Source organism: Actinomycetota bacterium, from assembly GCA_016700055.1.
Classification (GTDB): domain Bacteria; phylum Actinomycetota; class Acidimicrobiia; order Acidimicrobiales; family Ilumatobacteraceae; genus Kalu-18.
On record CP064997.1, the window covers coordinates 1028671 to 1044116 of the forward strand.

Below are 15446 nucleotides of genomic sequence, written 5' to 3' on the forward strand. Positions count from 1 at the left end.
CGGTCGGGTCGGGGCCGCCCCTCGGTTACCCTCGGTCCCCGCATGCGCACGATCCGACGCTTCCGTGTGGAGCCCAGCATCCCCCCGCCTCTCGCCGCTCTGCGCCGACTGGCCACGAACCTGCACTGGACGTGGGACCGCGAGCTGAAGGCGCTGTTCTCCCGCCTCGCTCCCGACGCCTGGGCGCGCTCGGGCCACGACCCGGTACGCGTCCTCGAAGCGATCACGGTCGAGGGCTGGGCGGGCCTCGCCGCCGACCCCGACGTGGTCGCCGACGTCGAGGCCGCCGCGCACCGCCTCGACACCGCCCTCCAGTCGCCGCGGTGGTTCCAGACCCACGTCTCGCCGGCGAACGAAGGTGGCGGGGAGTCGTCGAGCCCGCTGCACCTCGTCGCCTACTTCTCGCCGGAGTTCGGCATCTCCGAGACCCTGCCGCAGTACTCGGGCGGGCTCGGCGTTCTGGCCGGCGACCACCTGAAGGCGGCCTCCGACCTCGGGGTACCCCTCGTCGGTGTCGGCTTGCTCTACGCGGAGGGGTACTTCCGCCAGCGCCTCAACGCGGACGGATGGCAGACCGAACGCTTCCCGCACCTCGACCCCGCCGGCCTCGCGATCACCCCGACGGGGGTCCAGGTCACCGTGGAGCTCGCCGGCGAGCCGGTGGGGGTGAAGATCTGGCAGGTGGACGTCGGGCGGGTGAAGCTCTACCTGCTCGACACGAACGTCGCCGGTAACAGCGCCGAGGGCCGCGCCGTGACCGACCGCCTTTACGGGGGTGATGTCGAGCACCGTCTGCGCCAGGAGATCGTGCTCGGCGTCGGGGGCGTGCGCGCCTTGCGCAAGCTCGGCCTGGAGCCCGACGTGTTCCACAGCAACGAGGGCCACGCCGGGTTCAACTCGCTCGAACGCATCCGCGAGCTGATCGCGGAGGGGTTGACGTTCCCCCAGGCCGTCGAGCAGGTGCGCGCATCGGGGGTGTTCACCACCCACACACCGGTGCCCGCTGGCATCGACCGCTTCCCCCCGGAGCTGATGTACAAGTACTTCGGCGGGTGGGCGCAGGCGTGCGGGATGTCGATCGACGACCTGATGCGCCTCGGGCGCCGAGCCGACGAGCCCGACGAGGTTCGCTTCAACATGGCGGTGATGGGCTTGCGCCTGGCGGCGCGCGCCAACGGCGTGGCCCGCCTGCACGGAGCCGTCAGCCGCCAGATGTTCCAGGGTGTGTGGCCCGACGTGCCCGTCGACGAGGTGCCGATCGGTTCGATCACCAACGGCATCCACGCCCGCACCTGGGTCTCCGCCGAGGTCGACCGGGTGTTCGACGAGCACGTGCACGGGGTGTGGGACGGCGCCGACGCCGAGTCCTGGGAGCGCGCCGGCGGCATCGACGACCTGCGCGTATGGCAGGTGCGCTCCGTGGGGCGCTCCGAGCTTGTCAGCTTCGTGCGCTCACGCATGGGCGACGACGTGCTCGACCCCGAGGCGCTCACCATCGGCTTCGCCCGCCGCTTCGCCACGTACAAGCGGGCGACGCTGCTGCTCAGCCAACCAGACCGGCTCCGCCGGCTGCTGCTCGACCCCGATCGCCCGGTGCAGTTCGTCTTCGCCGGCAAGGCTCATCCCGCCGACGAGCCCGGCAAGGCGATGATCCAGGAGATCGAGCAGTTCGCCCGCCACCTCGACGTCCGCCATCGCTTCGTGTTCCTGCCGGACTACGACATGGAGGTCGCGCGGCACATGTACCACGGGTGCGACGTGTGGTTGAACAACCCGCGCCGCCCCCAGGAGGCCTGCGGCACGAGCGGGATGAAGGCCGCGCTGAACGGCGCGCTCAACTGCTCCATCCGCGACGGGTGGTGGGACGAGTGGAGCGACGGCGAGAACGGGTGGGACATCCCCTCCGCCGACGACGATCCCGACGTCGGCCGGCGCGACACCCGCGAGGCCCACGCGCTGTTCGCGTTGCTGGAGCGCGAGGTGATGCCGCTGTTCTACGACCGCGACGACGACGGCGTCCCGCTCGGGTGGATCGCGAAGATCAAGCACAACTGGGTCACGCTCGGGCCGCTGGTGACCGCCTCCCGCATGATGCGCGACTACGTCACCGAGCTCTATCTCCCCGCCGCCGAGTCCTCGCGCTCGCTCGCGAAGGACGGGTTCGCCAGAGCCAAGGCGCTCGCCGCGTGGAAGACGAAGGTGAACAGCCTGTGGCAGAACCTGAGCGTGTTGTCGCTCGACGTGCCCGGCGACGACCCGGACTCGATCGCCGTCGTCACCGCGGGCGTCGAGCGACCGCTGCGCGCCGTGGTGATGCTCGACGGCCTCACGCCCGACGACGTCTCGGTAGAGCTCACCCACGGGCAGGTCAACATCGAGGGCGAGATCGTCGGCACGCCAGAGGTGCTCCCCCTCAGCCACACCGGCTGGCAGGACGGAGCCGCCATCTACGAGGGCACGTACGAGGTCGACGTCGCCGGCCCGCACGGCGCCGCAGTGCGCGTGCTGCCCTTCCATCCAGACCTCGTCAACCGCTTCGAGCTCGGCCGGGTCACCTGGGCCTGACCCGGCGCGCGGGCGCGGCTACCGGCCCGTGAACCGGGCCTGCCCCGGGCCGTGCTCCAGGAAGCTCTGCACGCCGACGCGGCTGTCGTCGGTGGTGAACACGTCTTCGAACAGCGCTTGCTCCAGGGCGAGCCCGTCGGCGAGCGCCACCGACGAGCCCTCGTCGACGGCGCGCTTGACCAGCGCCTGGGCGACGACCGCTCCGGCGGCGAGCTCGGCGGCCAGGCCGAGCGCGCGCCCGGACAGCTCGTCGTTCGGCACCACCTCGTCGACCAGCCCGATGCGCAGCGCCTCGTCGGAGCGCACCTGGCGGCCGGTGAGCATCAGCTCCTTCGCCCGGCTCGGACCGACCGCACGGCTGAGGCGCTGTGTGCCTCCGCCGCCGGGGATGATCCCGAGCAGGATCTCGGGCTGGCCGAAGACGGCCCGCTCGCCGGCGATGCGGTAGTCACACGCGAGGGCCAGCTCGCAGCCGCCGCCGAGGGCGTAGCCGCTGACGGCGGCGATGACGAGCCGCGGGATCGCGGCGACGGCGTCGAGGGCGCGGTGGAAGCCGGCGGTGATCGCCCTCGCCTCGTCGGGGCCACCGAACTCGGCGATGTCCGCACCAGCGGCGAACAGCCGGTCTCCTCCGGTGACGACGACCGCGCCCGGTGGGTCGACCGACAGCGATTCGGCGATGTCGGCCAAGCGGGCGAGAAGGGCGCGGCTGAGGGCGTTGACCTTCGGGTTGTCCAACGTGATCACGGCCACACCGTCGGCGCGCCGCTCGAGGTGCACCAGCGCGTCGGTCGCAGGTTTGTCCGAGCTGCTCATGGACCGGACCGTACAGCGCCCGACGTGGCCGGGTTCAGGCGTCGACGGCGGAGAGCATCTCGTCGGCGGCCGTCCAGGGATCGGTGGCGCGCTCGACGACCCCTGCCTGCAAGGCCTCCCACCGCTCGCCGGTGCAGATCTCGCGCGCCCGCTGTTCCAGCCGCCGAGCGACGATCTCACGCAGCTCCTCGCGCACCCTGAACGCCCGGCGCCGGGTGAGCTCGCCGGAGGCAGTGATGTGGTCACGGTGCTCCTGCACCGCCGCCCACAGCTCGGGCACGCCTTGGCCGGTCGACCCGACTGTGGCGAGGATCGGGGGGCGCCACGACGCGGTGTCCAGCTCGGACAGGTCGAGCATCTGCTCGAGGTCGCGCCGTGTCTCCTCGACACCGGCGCGGTCGGCCTTGTTGATCACGAACACGTCGGCGATCTCCATCAGGCCCGCCTTGTTGGCCTGCACCGAGTCGCCCCAGCCGGGGTTGACGACGACGACCGTGGTGTCGGCCTTACCCGCGATCTCCACCTCGACCTGACCGACGCCGACGGTCTCGACCAGGATCCACGTCCTCCCGGTGGCGTCGAGCAGGCGCACGGCCTCCGGGGTGGCGAGCGCCAGCCCGCCGAGGTGCCCCCGCGTGGCCATCGACCGGATGAACACTCCAGGATCGGTGGCGTGGTCCTGCATCCGCACCCGGTCGCCAAGGATCGCCCCGCCGGTGAACGGCGAAGAGGGGTCGATCGCGAGCACGGCGACTTCGATCTGCTGGGTGCGCAAGTGGGCGATGGTCGACGACGTGAGCGTGCTCTTGCCGGCGCCCGGGGCGCCGGTGAGCCCCACCGTGTACGCCTGGCCCCCGTGGGCGTACGCCAGCCGGGAGATCGTTCGGGCCTCGTCGCCGCCGCGCTCGATCAGCGAGAGCAGCCGGGCCAGCGCGGCCCGGTCGCCGGCTTGCGCGGCCGAGAACAGCTCGCCCGGGTCACGACTCCGCCGCCGAGGGGTGGCGGGCGAAGGTTCAGACATTCACGACCTCGGTCACCCCGTCGACCCGATCGCGCATGATGCGTTCGATGCCCGCCTTCAGCGTCTGCGTAGAGGCGGGACAGGTTCCGCAGGCACCGACGAGCGTCACCGACACGATCCCGGTGTCGGCGTCGACGTCACGCAACACGATGTCGCCGCCGTCGGCCTGCAGAGCCGGGCGGATCGCCTCGATTGTCTCTTCTACCTGGGTGCGCATGTCGGGCACGATGGGATCACTCTCGATCGACTCGCGAATTCGGTGGTGACGGCACGAAGACGGCTGCCATTGAACCAGCCGCGACCGTAGATTGTGCGCCAATGGCGCCTTCGGTGACGGGTCCTCGCGCGTGGTAGCCACGCTGCTCGCGCACCAGGGCGGGTGGGACGAGATCCTGCTCGTGGCCGTGCCGATCGCGATCATCCTCGGGCTGCTCGTCGTCGCCCGTCGCCGGATCGAGCAGATGCACCGCGAGCCGCCCGACGACGAGGTGCCGTCCGACCAGCTCAGCCGCTGATCCGCTCGATGCCGGCCCCGATCGAGGCCAGGCGCCCGACGAGGTCGTCGTAGCCGCGATCGAGGTGGTGAACGCCCTCGATCATCGTCTCGCCTTCGGCGGCGAGCCCGGCCACGACGAGCGCCGCCCCGGCACGGATGTCGGACGCCCGCACCGGCACCCCGCACAGGTGGGCCACGCCGCGGACGACGGCATGGTGGCCGTTGGTGCGGATGTCGGCACCGAGGCGCTGCAGTTCCTCGACGTAGCGGAAGCGCCCCGGGTAGAGGTTCTCGGTGACGAAGCTGACCCCGTCGGCGACGGAGAGCATCGTGACGACGAGCGGCTTGTAGTCGGTGGCGATGCCGGGATAGGGCAGCGTCTGCACGTCGACCGCGCGCAGCCGCGCATCGCACGCGGCATGGATCCCGTCGGGCAGAGCGGTGAGGCTCATGCCCATGTCCCGGAAGCGCCGCAGCAGCATCGTCATCTGGTCGGGCCGGGCACCGCGTACGACGATCTCGCCGCCTTGGACGCCGAGCGCGGCCAGGTAGGTGGCCGCCTGGATGCGGTCGGGAACGACCTCGTGGCGCACGCCGTGCAGTGAGCCGGGCTCCACGCCGTGCACCACCAGGCAGCTGGTGCCCACGCCCTCGATCTCTGCACCCATCTCCTGCAGGAACACCACCAGGTCGTTGACCTCGGGCTCGCGCGCCGCCCCATCGATCACCGTGGTGCCCTTCGCGAAGACGGCAGCGGTGACCAGGTTCTCGGTGGCGCCGACGCTCGGAAACGCCAGCTCGATGTCGGCGCCGTACAGCCGGTCGGCACGCCCCTCGATGTAGCCGTCGCTCAGCTCGAACTCGGCGCCCATCGCTTCGAGCCCGCGCAGGTGGAGATCGATCGGGCGCGAACCGAAGTCGTCGCCGCCGGGCATGGCGACGCGCACCCGGCCACAGCGGGTGAGCAGCGGGCCGAGCACGTTGATCGACGCGCGCAGCTGCTCGACCAGCTCGTAGGGCGCCTCGGGGGCGAGCTCGCCGGAGTTGACGAGGGTGAGGGTGCCTGGGTGCGACGGGGTGGCACTGACCCCGATCGCCGCCAGCAGCTCGGCCATGATCCCCACGTCGACGATGTCGGGCACGTTCGTGAGCTGGTACTCGCCGTCGGCGAGGAGCGACGCCGCCATCAGCTTGAGGACCGAGTTCTTGGCGCCCGGCACCACGACTTCGCCCTCGATCGGGCCGCGGCGCCACACCCTGATCCGCTCCATAGGCCCACCAGTATGCTCCCGCCGTGGGCCGGGCAGGTACAGACCTCGTCCGGGCCTGGCCCGACGAGCCCGCCACCAGCTCATGGCTGCTCAGCCCGCGCGACGACCTCGTCGAAGAGGTGCTCGACGGCGACCGGTACGTGCAGCGCGTCGGTCCGTTCACGTACTACGAACGCCGGGTCGAGCCCTCGGGCGCCGAGCTGGTCGAGACCGTGCGCTACCGCCTCGACGTCCCCTGGTTCGGGTGGCTCTTCGCCTGGCCCGTGCGCTCGATGCTGCGCCGGCGCCGGCCCGGGCGCGCCGACGGCGGCCGCCAGCCTTGGTGGGCGCCGCCCGACCGCCTGACGCCGCGCCAGCTCCAGGTGCTCGGCCTGCTCGCTGCGGCGTCGATGGCGAGCGCCTTCGTCAACACCTTGTTCACGCAGACCGTGGCCTTCGCCGGCGACGACTTCGGTGTCGGTGACTGGGGTCGCGGCGTCGGCGGGACCGTGGTGCGCATGGGCATCCTGCTCGGGTTGCCGTTCGCATTCGCGGCCGACCGAGTAGGCCGGCGCCGGGTGGTGGTGATCACCGCCTGGCTGGCACCGATCGTGTCCGCGCTGGGCGCGCTCGCGCCGAGCTTCGAGGTGCTGGTGCTGACGCAGACGGTCGGGCGCCCGCTCGGCCTGGCCCTCGACGTGCTGATCGCGGTGATCGCCGCCGAGGAGATGCCCCGCAACTCACGGGCGTTCGCGGTGAGCGTGCTCGCGATGGCGAGCGGCCTCGGCGCCGGCGTCGCCGTCGGCTCTTTGCCCCTAGCCGACATCTCCTCTGGTGCGTGGCGCCTCGTCTACCTGGTGGCGCTCCTATGGCTGCCGGTGGCCCTCGACCTGGTGCGCCGGCTGCCGGAGACCACACGCTTCGAGCAGCACCGGGTCGAGGTGGCGAGTGGTCCCCGTCCCCGGCTGCGCCGCTCGCGGCTCGCGATCCAGGCCACGGTCGCCTTCGCCGGCAACTTGCTCGTGGCGCCGGCGTCGTTCTTCCAGAACGGCTACCTGTCGGAGGCCCGCGGCTTCTCCGCGGGCATGATCACCGTGTTCGTGCTGGCCACCAGCACCCCGGCGGTCGTCGGCCTGATCGCGGGTGGACGGGTGGCCGACTTCAGCGGGCGGCGACGGGTGGCCGCGGTCTGCGTGCCCGTCGGCGCGGTGCTCGGCGTGACCCACTTCGCCACCTCCGGTGCCTGGATGTGGTTGGCCGCGCTCGCCGCGGGCACCGTGGCCAGCGCCGCCTACCCGGCCCTCGCGGTGTACCGGGCCGAGCTGTTCCCGACCGCCAACCGCGGTCGGGCGTCGAGCCTGATCCTCGCGTCGGCCCTGGTCGGGGGCAGCATCGGGCTGCTCGTCGCCGGGCGGCTGCTCGACAGCGGAGTCTCGTACGGGGCGACGATGGCCGGGTTGCTCGTCGGCCCCCTCGTCGTCGCGGTCCTCGTCGTCGCCACCTACCCCGAGACGGCTCACCGGGAGCTCGAGGACCTGAACCCCGAGGACGCGAGCCCGGATCGGTCGTAGGTGGGTCAGCGCAAGGTACCGAACCAGTCGTGCACCGCGGCCGCGATGTCGGCGTCGGCTCCCGACAGGTCGTGGCGGCCACCTTCGATCCACACGTGGGTCGCCCCGGCGGGGATCGTCGCCGTCCACCGCTCGAGCTCGGCCGGCGAGCCGAACGGGTCGCGGGTGCCGTGCACGAAGAGACATGGCACGTGAAGCCGGGAGAAGTGCTCCACCCGCAGCGTGTCCGGCTTGCCCGGCGGGTGCAGCGGGTACGAGATCAGCACCAGCGCCCGCGCCGCGAGCGGCGGCGCACCGTCCAGGTCGGGGGTGCCGGCAACGGCCATCGCGCCCATCCGCCCACCCATCGATCGCCCGCCGAGCACGACCCGTGCCGGACGCACCCGCGCCCGCTTCGCCATCGCGGCCGCGGCGTCGCGCACGCTCGCCAGCAGCACGGCCGGGCGGTCCGGCGCCTTGCGCCCCGCGATGCGGTACGGGAAGTCGACCCTGTCCACCGGCAACGGCGCCACGGACGCCTCGATCGCGAGCAGGCTGGAGTGGTCGCGCGAAGACCCCGCACCAGGGAACAGCACGAGGGCGCCGACACGGGCCACAGGGCGGCTCAGCCCGAGGTGAGGATGCGTCGGGCGGCGCCGAGGTCGCCGATCTCGGAGTGCGCCGACGAGTGGTCGCCGCCGTGGTCGGGATGCACCTCGCGCAGGCGGCGCCGGAAGCGCGCGAGCACGTCTTGGCGCGACGGCGACGTCGTTCCGGGCGGGAAGCCGAGCACTTCGAGCGCCCAGACACGGGGGTCCATCAGCACCGACATCGAGACGGCATGCGCATCGGCGAGGTAGGCGATCAGCTCCGGGCCCGCGGCTCCACGCCAGACGAGCGCCCGGCGCAGGACTGCGGTGAGCGCGGGGCGGGCCTCGACGGCCAGCCGTTCGACGGCGTACAGCGCCCCGAGCACCTGGGCGAGGGGGCTTCCGGTGGTTTCGAACGACAGCGACAGCTCCTCGCCGTCGCCGTCCATGCGGTGCACGCTCCGCGCGAGGCCGTGGCGGTCGGTCTGGAAGCGGTGGAAGAGCCGCGGCTGGACGATGCGCTCGCCGCGGTGGATCTGCTCGACCAACCGGTGCAGGTCGGGTAGCAGCTCGCCGTCGACCTCGGCCAGGTGCGTGGCCACGACTGCGCCGAGCAGCAGACCGCCGAACCCCGGCGCTGGTTCCAGCGGTAGCACCAGGTGGCCGAGCGCCACCCGCCGCGTGGGCGTCCGGGGCCGGTTGTGCCACACCGAGAGCTCGGCCAGCAACATGTGGGCGAGGCTACCGGCGGCCGACGTGGCCGAGCCGTGGGCCGCGCGGCGGCGGCCGTCTCAGTCGATCGGGCGGATCGTGTCGCGCAGGCGCTCGGCGAGCTCCATCGCCCGCACCTCGTCGGGCTGCTCGGCGCCGGCGAGGGCGTCGGCCAGCTCGTCGGCCAGCGCGCACGCGTCGCGCCACGCCCCGAGCGTCACGCCCGGCGGCGGTGCAGCGGGGTCGGCGGAGTCGAGCGCGCGGAGCAACGACTGCAGCCCCGCGGCATCGAGCGGGTCGCGGGCGAGGCGGTCGCCGGCGACGAAGAAGTCGTCGAGCACCTCTGCGCCGCGCTCGGCGTCTTCGTCGTCGGCGGGCATGGTGACCACCTCGCCACCCTCGATCTCGTCGAGCAACTCGTCGACCGCAGACTCGGCCGCGGTCGGCACGACGAGCGTCGCCACCTCCCACCGATGAGGCACACGGGACGCGATCAGGGACTCGGTGAGCAGCTGGCGGTCGGCGACCGACCAGCCTTCGAGCTCGTAGTCGGTGACCGGCTCGCCTTCGGCGAGCATCGCCATGTCGAGCCCCGGCTGCTGGTCGCCACCGATGCCGAGCTGAGCTTCGAGCACCTCGAACAGCGCGTCGACCTCGCCCTCGAGCTCCTCGGGAACGACGAGCTCGGTTCCGTCCCACCCGTGGGGCACACCGGCCTCAGCGAGAGCTTCGGCCAGCTCCGCGTGCTGGTCGGGCGTCCAAGCGGCGAGGTCGTAGTAGACGTTCGCCGCGTCGGGGTCGTTCGGGCTCCAGTCGGTCACGGCGGCACGCTAACGGGCGCTCAGCCCCGGGAGGACGGCCCGGGCAGATGGCGGTCGACGAAGGCGCCGACGCGTTCGTACTCGTCGAGCTGGTTGGCCCGCACGCGCAGGCCATGACCCTCGCCCTCGTAGACGTGCAGCGTCGCCGTGCCGCCGGCGTCGATCACGCGTTCGACCAGCGCCCGGCTCTGCTCGACGGGCACCACCGGGTCGGCGTCACCGTGCAGGACGAGCAGCGGCACGTCCACCAGCCGGTCCGCGTACGAGAGCGGGGACCTCGCCCGGTAGAGAGCATCGGCCGCCGGGCGAGCGCCGACCAGCGTCGACGTGTAGTGGGCCTCGAACCGATGAGTCGCCTCGTCGAGGGAGATCAGGTCGCTCACCGGGTAGGCGACGACGGCACAGGAGGCCAGCCCGGGATGCCGAGCTGCGACACCGAGCACGGTGAGACCCCCTGCCGAGGATCCGAACAGCACCGTGGCGTCCGGAGCTGCGCCGCCGCGTTCTTGCACGTGGCGGACGAGCGCGGCGGTGTCGGCCACGTCGAGCTCGCCCCAGCGTCCGCGCAGCGCCTGGGTGTAGGCGCGACCGTGACCGGTCGAGCCGCGGTGGTCCGGCACGAGGATGCTGTACCCGCGGCTGATCCAGTGGGCCAGCCGGGGCATGAACGTGACCTGCCACTGGTCGGTCGGGCCACCGTGCACCCAGCAGATCAACCTGGCGCCGGTGCCCGGGGCGCGATAGAGCCTGGCGTGGAGCACCGTGGCGTCGGTCACCAGCTCCACCGGCTCCGGCTCGACGAGAGCCGCCGACCCCTCCCAACCGGCCAACGGCCCGACGGCGAGTGGCGTCCTCGCCCAAGTCGCGGTGTCGTAGGCGACCACCTGCGTCGGTGTCCGCGCCCCGGTACGCAGCGCGGTCAGGCTGGACCCGACCCACGAGAGCTGCCCGTGCACGCCACGGGCGACCTCCGCGACCACTCCGCTGCCGTCTGCGGCGACCACACAGAGCCGGCCGAAGCCGCGCTCGTTACGTGCAAATGCAACGAACTTGCCGTCAGGAGAAGACGCGAACGAGCGCTGCCCCGGCCCCCACGTCGGTCCGGCGTGCTCGAAAGGCTCTTCCCAAAGGGGCTGCGCACCCCGCCAGACGTTCGCCATGCCCGTGTCGTCGCGCACACGCAGCAGCACACCGTCCGACGCGAAGCGAGGTTGTTGCTGTTGCACCAGAGGCACCTGTTCGACGCTGACCCCGCCCGACCCGCTGCCGGCCCAGGTGACGACTGCGGACTCGTCCCAGGGCATGTGGGGCGGGCTCCACGCCTGCCAGGCGACGGATCCAGACGGAGACCAGCACGGATCGTTGACGAACTCGAACGCTGCGTCGTCGAGCCTGGTCCGCTCGCCGGTGCCCAGGTCGACGGTGTGGATCTCGGCGAGGTCCACCGCGAACGCCACCCGGCTCCCGTCGGGGGATGCCGCCGGTGCCATCGGCGGGCGAGCCGGATCGGGATCGGTGAGGCGCCTGGGTGGCGCCGCGTCGGCCACCGGCTGTTGCCACAGCGCTCCGTCGGCTGCCGCGTAGACCACCCCAGTTGCGTCGGGCAGCCAGTCGAAGCAGCCACCGCCGAGGCCGCGCCCGGGCCGCGGTGCAGGGTCCGCCGTCAGTTGGCGCTCCGGCCCACCGGCGACCGGTACGAGCTGCACCGCCGCACCCGCGGGCGTCGAAGCGACGAAGGCGACGGTCGTCCCATCCGGCGAAAGGCGAGGCTCGGTGAGCTCTCGCCCGGCGATGCAGCGAGCTGGCGGGATCACACGCACCGGCGGAGGGTACGCGTTATTCGCTGGCGCCGAGGACGCGAATGAACCATGCTGGCCCCGACCCGCGACAGACCGGAGAGGAGGAACAGCGATGACGATCAATGCCGTGAACATCACCACCGACATGGACGAGGCCGCTGTTGCCCCGCTCGTCGGTTGCGGTTGCGCTGCCGGCAGCTGAACGGGTTCCGACCCGCCGGCGCTGCGCCGCCGCCCACCGTCGACGACGGCTTACGCCTTCTCGCGACGCGGGCACGAAGAACTGCCCTTCCACCACCGCCCGATCCGGGCACCTTCCCCCAGGAGACATGAAGCCATGTTCGAGCAGAACGCCGACTTCCACCGCGCGCAGGTTCAAGCGCACCAGGAGCGGATCCGCCAGCAGGCCGGCGCCGCCCGGCTGCGCAGCGAGGCCAGACGCCTGCGACGCAGGCGACCATAGACAATCCATAGGAACCGGGGCCGTTCGCCCCCCGTAACCGCGGGGGGTGAACGGCTACCGTAGGGCCATGTCCCAACGCCCAGACCGCAACCTGGCCCTCGAGCTCGTGCGGGTCACCGAATCAGCCGCGCTCGCCGCCAGCCGCTGGGTGGGCCGCGGCGACAAGCTCGGTGCCGACGGCGCGGCGGTCGAGGCGATGCGCACCGTGCTGACCACCGTGCCGATGGACGGCGTGGTCGTCATCGGCGAGGGCGAGAAGGACGATGCGCCGATGCTGTTCAACGGCGAAAGGATCGGCGACGGCACACCGCCACTCACCGACATCGCCGTAGACCCGATCGACGGGACCACGCTCACCGCCCTCGGTCGCGGCAACGCGCTCGCGGTGATCGCGGTCTCCGAGCGCGGCACGATGTTCAACCCCGGGCCGTGCGTGTACATGGAGAAGATCGCCGTCGGCCCCGACGCCGCGGGCTCGATCGACATCACCGCTTCGCCCACGCAGAACCTGCGCTGGGTGGCCAAGGCCAAGGGCACCAGCGTGCGTGACCTGACGGTGGTGATCCTCGACCGCGAGCGCCACGGCGAGCTGATCGACGAGGTCCGCGCGAGCGGCGCACGGATCAAGCTGATCTCCGACGGCGACATCTTCGGTGCCATCGCCACCGCCTGGCCCGATGCCGGCGTCGACGTGCTGATCGGCATCGGCGGCACCCCGGAAGGAGTCACCTCCGCCGCGGCGCTGAAGTGCATGGGCGGCGAGATCCAAGGCAGGCTGTGGCCGCGCAACGACACCGAGCGCAGGGCCGCCCTCGACGCCGGCTACGACCTCGACCGGGTGCTCGGCACCGACGATCTGGTGCAGGGCGACAACTGCTTCTTCGCCGCCACCGGCGTCACCGACGGCGAACTGCTGCAAGGCGTACGCTTCGAAGCCGGCGGAGCGACGACGCAGAGCCTCGTGATGCGCTCCCGGTCGGGCACCGTACGACTGATCGAGGCACGTCACCGGCTGGACAAGCTGCGCGAGTTCGCGAGCGTCGACTACGACTGAGCGTCTGCTCCAGGGACCACTCAGAGGACTACGCCGAACGGCGGGAGGCACATCCAAGTGAGCGAGAAGATCGCGATCATCGGCACGGGCTACGTCGGGCTCACCACGGGGGCCTGCTTCGCGCACCTCGGTCACCACGTGGTGTGCGCCGACGTCGACGAGGGCAAGGTCGCCCGGTTGAACGCGGGAGAGGTGCCGATCGTCGAACGGGGCCTCGACGAGCTCGTCGCCGAGGGCATCGCGTCGGGGAGGCTCACCTTCGTCGTCGGCGCTGCGACTGCCGCAGCCGATTGCGACATCGCCTTCTTGTGCGTACCGACGCCGCAGGGCGAGGACGGCTCGGCCGACCTCAGCTACATCGAGGCGGCGGCGCGCGAGATCGGCCCGGTGCTGCCGTTCGAGTCGATCGTCGTCAACAAGTCGACGGTTCCCGTCGGCTCGGCCAAGGTGGTCGAGCGCGTGCTCGGCCGGCCCGACGTGAAGGTGGTCTCCAACCCCGAGTTCCTGCGCGAAGGCTCCGCGCTGCAGGACTTCTTGAAGCCCGATCGGATCGTCGTCGGCAGCACCGACCAGGCGGCGGCGATCCGGGTGGCCGATCTCTACGCAAGCATCGGCGCACCGGTGATCCTCACCGATCCCGCCTCGGCGGAGACGATCAAGTACGCGGCCAACGCGTTCCTCGCCACCAAGCTGTCGTTCATCAACGCCATCGCCGCGATCTGCGAGCGGGTCGGCGCCGACGTGCACGACGTCGTGCTCGGCGTCGGCTACGACCACCGCATCGGCAAGGACTTCTTGCGTCCGGGGCCGGGATGGGGCGGCTCGTGCTTCCCGAAGGACACCCGCGCCCTGCTGCGCATCGCGCGTGACGCCGACTACGAGTTCGACCTGCTCGACGGCGTGATCGCCGTCAACGAGGAGCAGTTCGAGCGAGTCTGCGACAAGATCACCGAAGCGGTGGGAGGAAGCCTCGACGGCCGTCGCGTCGCGGTGTGGGGGCTCACCTTCAAGGCGGGCACGGACGATCTGCGCGAGTCGCCGTCGCTCTCGATCATCTCCCGGCTGCTCGGTCGCGGCGCGTCGGTGGTCGCCTACGACCCGACGGTCACCGTTGCCCGCGCGGGCGTTCCGGCCGAGGTCACGCTCGCCTCTTCGGCGGTCGAAGCGACGCGCGGCGCCGACGTGCTCGCGGTGCTCACCGAGTGGGACGAGTTCCGCTGGGTCGAGCCGGCCGAGGTGCTCGGCGCGATGTCCGGGCGTGCCGTCGTCGACGGGCGCAACCTGCTCGACCGCAACGAGTGGCGCCGCTCCGGGTTCAGCCACGTCGGGATCGGGCGCTGAGGATGAGGGTGCTGCTCGCCGGGGGCTGCGGCTTCATCGGCTCCCACCTCGCCGACCTGCTCGTCGCGCGTGGCGAAGAGGTGGTGGTGGTGGACAACCTCGTCACCGGCCGCCGGCGCAACCTCGCGCAGCTCGCCGGGAACGATCGGTGCACGTTCGTCGAGCACGACGTCACCCACGCGCTGCCCGACACCGAACCGTTTTCGCGACCCTTCGACGCCGTGCTGCACCTCGCCAGCCCCGCCTCGCCGGATGACTTCGCGACGATGCCGCTGCAGATCCTCGAGGTGGGCAGCACCGGCACCCGGCGCCTCATCGAGCGCGCCCTGGCCGACGGCGCGACGTTCCTGCTCGCGTCCACGAGCGAGGTGTACGGCGACCCGCTCGTGCATCCTCAGCCCGAGACGTACTGGGGCAACGTCAGCTCCATCGGGCCGCGCAGCTGCTACGACGAGGCGAAGCGCTTCGGCGAGGCGCTCACCATGGCGCACCATCGCAAGCTCGGCACCGATGTGCGCATCGTGCGCATCTTCAACACGTACGGCGAGCGCATGCGCCCCGAGGACGGCCGGGTGGTCAACACATTCATCAGCCAGGCGCTGGCGGGCGCACCGCTGACGATCCACGGCGACGGCAGCCAGACCCGCAGCTTCTGCCACGTCAGCGACGAGGTGCGCGGCATCGCCGCCTTGCTCGACAGCAACGTGACGACGCCGGTGAACATCGGCAACCCGACGGAGAACACCGTGCGTGAGGTGGCCGAGCTGGTGGTCGAGCTGACCGGCTCGGCGAGCGAGATCGTCACCGTTCCCATCCCCGACGAGCGCGAAGGCGACCCGCTGCGGCGCTGCCCGGACATCACCGTCGCGCGGCGCGAGCTCGGCTGGGAACCGACGGTGACGTTGCGCGACGGGCTGGCCGACATGATCGAGCACTTCCGCCGCCACGAAGATCTCGGCTCCTGACGCG

The 15446-nt window shown here is 71.8% G+C and carries 14 protein-coding genes; 6 read left to right on the forward strand and 8 right to left on the reverse strand.

All coding sequences use genetic code 11. The features are described 5' to 3' along the window. The first annotated feature begins 42 nt into the window (after positions 1-42). Complete coding sequence (gene glgP, locus IPM43_04930) at positions 43-2565, forward strand: alpha-glucan family phosphorylase (GenBank protein QQS25717.1); 2523 nt, start codon at positions 43-45, stop codon at positions 2563-2565. A gap of 18 nt (positions 2566-2583) precedes the next feature. Here the strand turns inward: glgP and IPM43_04935 are convergent, their stop codons facing one another. From IPM43_04935 to IPM43_04945, 3 genes are read right to left on the reverse strand one after another with little or no spacing between them, the layout of a single operon-like run. Continuing rightward, positions 2584-3381, reverse strand: a complete 798-nt coding sequence (locus tag IPM43_04935) for an enoyl-CoA hydratase/isomerase family protein (protein QQS25718.1) — start codon at positions 3379-3381, stop codon at positions 2584-2586. 34 nt (positions 3382-3415) lie between these two features. After that, a complete protein-coding gene (gene meaB / locus IPM43_04940; GenBank protein ID QQS25719.1) occupies positions 3416-4402 on the reverse strand; it encodes a methylmalonyl Co-A mutase-associated GTPase MeaB in 987 nt (328 codons plus the stop codon). Continuing rightward, on the reverse strand, positions 4395-4619 hold the full coding sequence (locus IPM43_04945) for a NifU family protein (GenBank protein ID QQS25720.1): 225 nt from the start codon (positions 4617-4619) through the stop codon (positions 4395-4397). Before IPM43_04945 ends, meaB begins: the two co-directional genes overlap by 8 nt. A 130-nt stretch (positions 4620-4749) precedes the next feature. Here IPM43_04945 and IPM43_04950 point away from each other — a divergent pair, with 130 nt between their 5' ends. Continuing rightward, positions 4750-4917: a hypothetical protein gene (locus IPM43_04950; protein ID QQS25721.1), complete on the forward strand. Its 168-nt coding sequence runs from the start codon at positions 4750-4752 to the stop codon at positions 4915-4917. Here the strand turns inward: IPM43_04950 and murA are convergent. Next, positions 4907-6169: a UDP-N-acetylglucosamine 1-carboxyvinyltransferase gene (gene murA, locus IPM43_04955; GenBank protein QQS25722.1), complete on the reverse strand. Its 1263-nt coding sequence runs from the start codon at positions 6167-6169 to the stop codon at positions 4907-4909. The genes IPM43_04950 and murA overlap by 11 nt on opposite strands. 23 nt (positions 6170-6192) lie before the next feature. Here murA and IPM43_04960 point away from each other — a divergent pair, with 23 nt between their 5' ends. Further along, on the forward strand, positions 6193-7719 hold the full coding sequence (locus IPM43_04960) for an MFS transporter (protein QQS25723.1): 1527 nt from the start codon (positions 6193-6195) through the stop codon (positions 7717-7719). 5 nt (positions 7720-7724) lie between these two features. Here the strand turns inward: IPM43_04960 and IPM43_04965 are convergent, their stop codons facing one another. From IPM43_04965 to IPM43_04980, 4 genes are read right to left on the reverse strand one after another with little or no spacing between them, the layout of a single operon-like run. Then, positions 7725-8315, reverse strand: coding sequence for a dienelactone hydrolase (locus IPM43_04965; protein ID QQS25724.1), 591 nt, complete (start codon positions 8313-8315; stop codon positions 7725-7727). Between the two features lie 8 nt (positions 8316-8323). Beyond that, on the reverse strand, positions 8324-9019 hold the full coding sequence (locus IPM43_04970; protein QQS25725.1) for a hypothetical protein: 696 nt from the start codon (positions 9017-9019) through the stop codon (positions 8324-8326). A 60-nt stretch (positions 9020-9079) separates the two neighbouring features. Next, on the reverse strand, positions 9080-9820 hold the full coding sequence (locus tag IPM43_04975; protein ID QQS25726.1) for a hypothetical protein: 741 nt from the start codon (positions 9818-9820) through the stop codon (positions 9080-9082). A gap of 20 nt (positions 9821-9840) precedes the next feature. After that, positions 9841-11640, reverse strand: a complete 1800-nt coding sequence (locus tag IPM43_04980; GenBank protein QQS25727.1) for a S9 family peptidase — start codon at positions 11638-11640, stop codon at positions 9841-9843. Between the two features lie 509 nt (positions 11641-12149). On the opposite strand from IPM43_04980, the gene glpX reads away from it, so the two are divergent. The 3 genes from glpX (at position 12150) to IPM43_04995 (ending at position 15442) form a co-directional block, all read left to right on the forward strand. Beyond that, positions 12150-13136 (forward strand): class II fructose-bisphosphatase, encoded by a 987-nt coding sequence (gene glpX, locus IPM43_04985; protein ID QQS25728.1) that lies wholly within the window; start codon positions 12150-12152, stop codon positions 13134-13136. A 78-nt stretch (positions 13137-13214) separates the two neighbouring features. Beyond that, positions 13215-14477, forward strand: a complete 1263-nt coding sequence (locus tag IPM43_04990; GenBank protein ID QQS26335.1) for a UDP-glucose/GDP-mannose dehydrogenase family protein — start codon at positions 13215-13217, stop codon at positions 14475-14477. A gap of 2 nt (positions 14478-14479) precedes the next feature. Continuing rightward, on the forward strand, positions 14480-15442 hold the full coding sequence (locus IPM43_04995) for a GDP-mannose 4,6-dehydratase (GenBank protein QQS25729.1): 963 nt from the start codon (positions 14480-14482) through the stop codon (positions 15440-15442). The last annotated feature ends 4 nt before the right edge of the window (positions 15443-15446 follow it).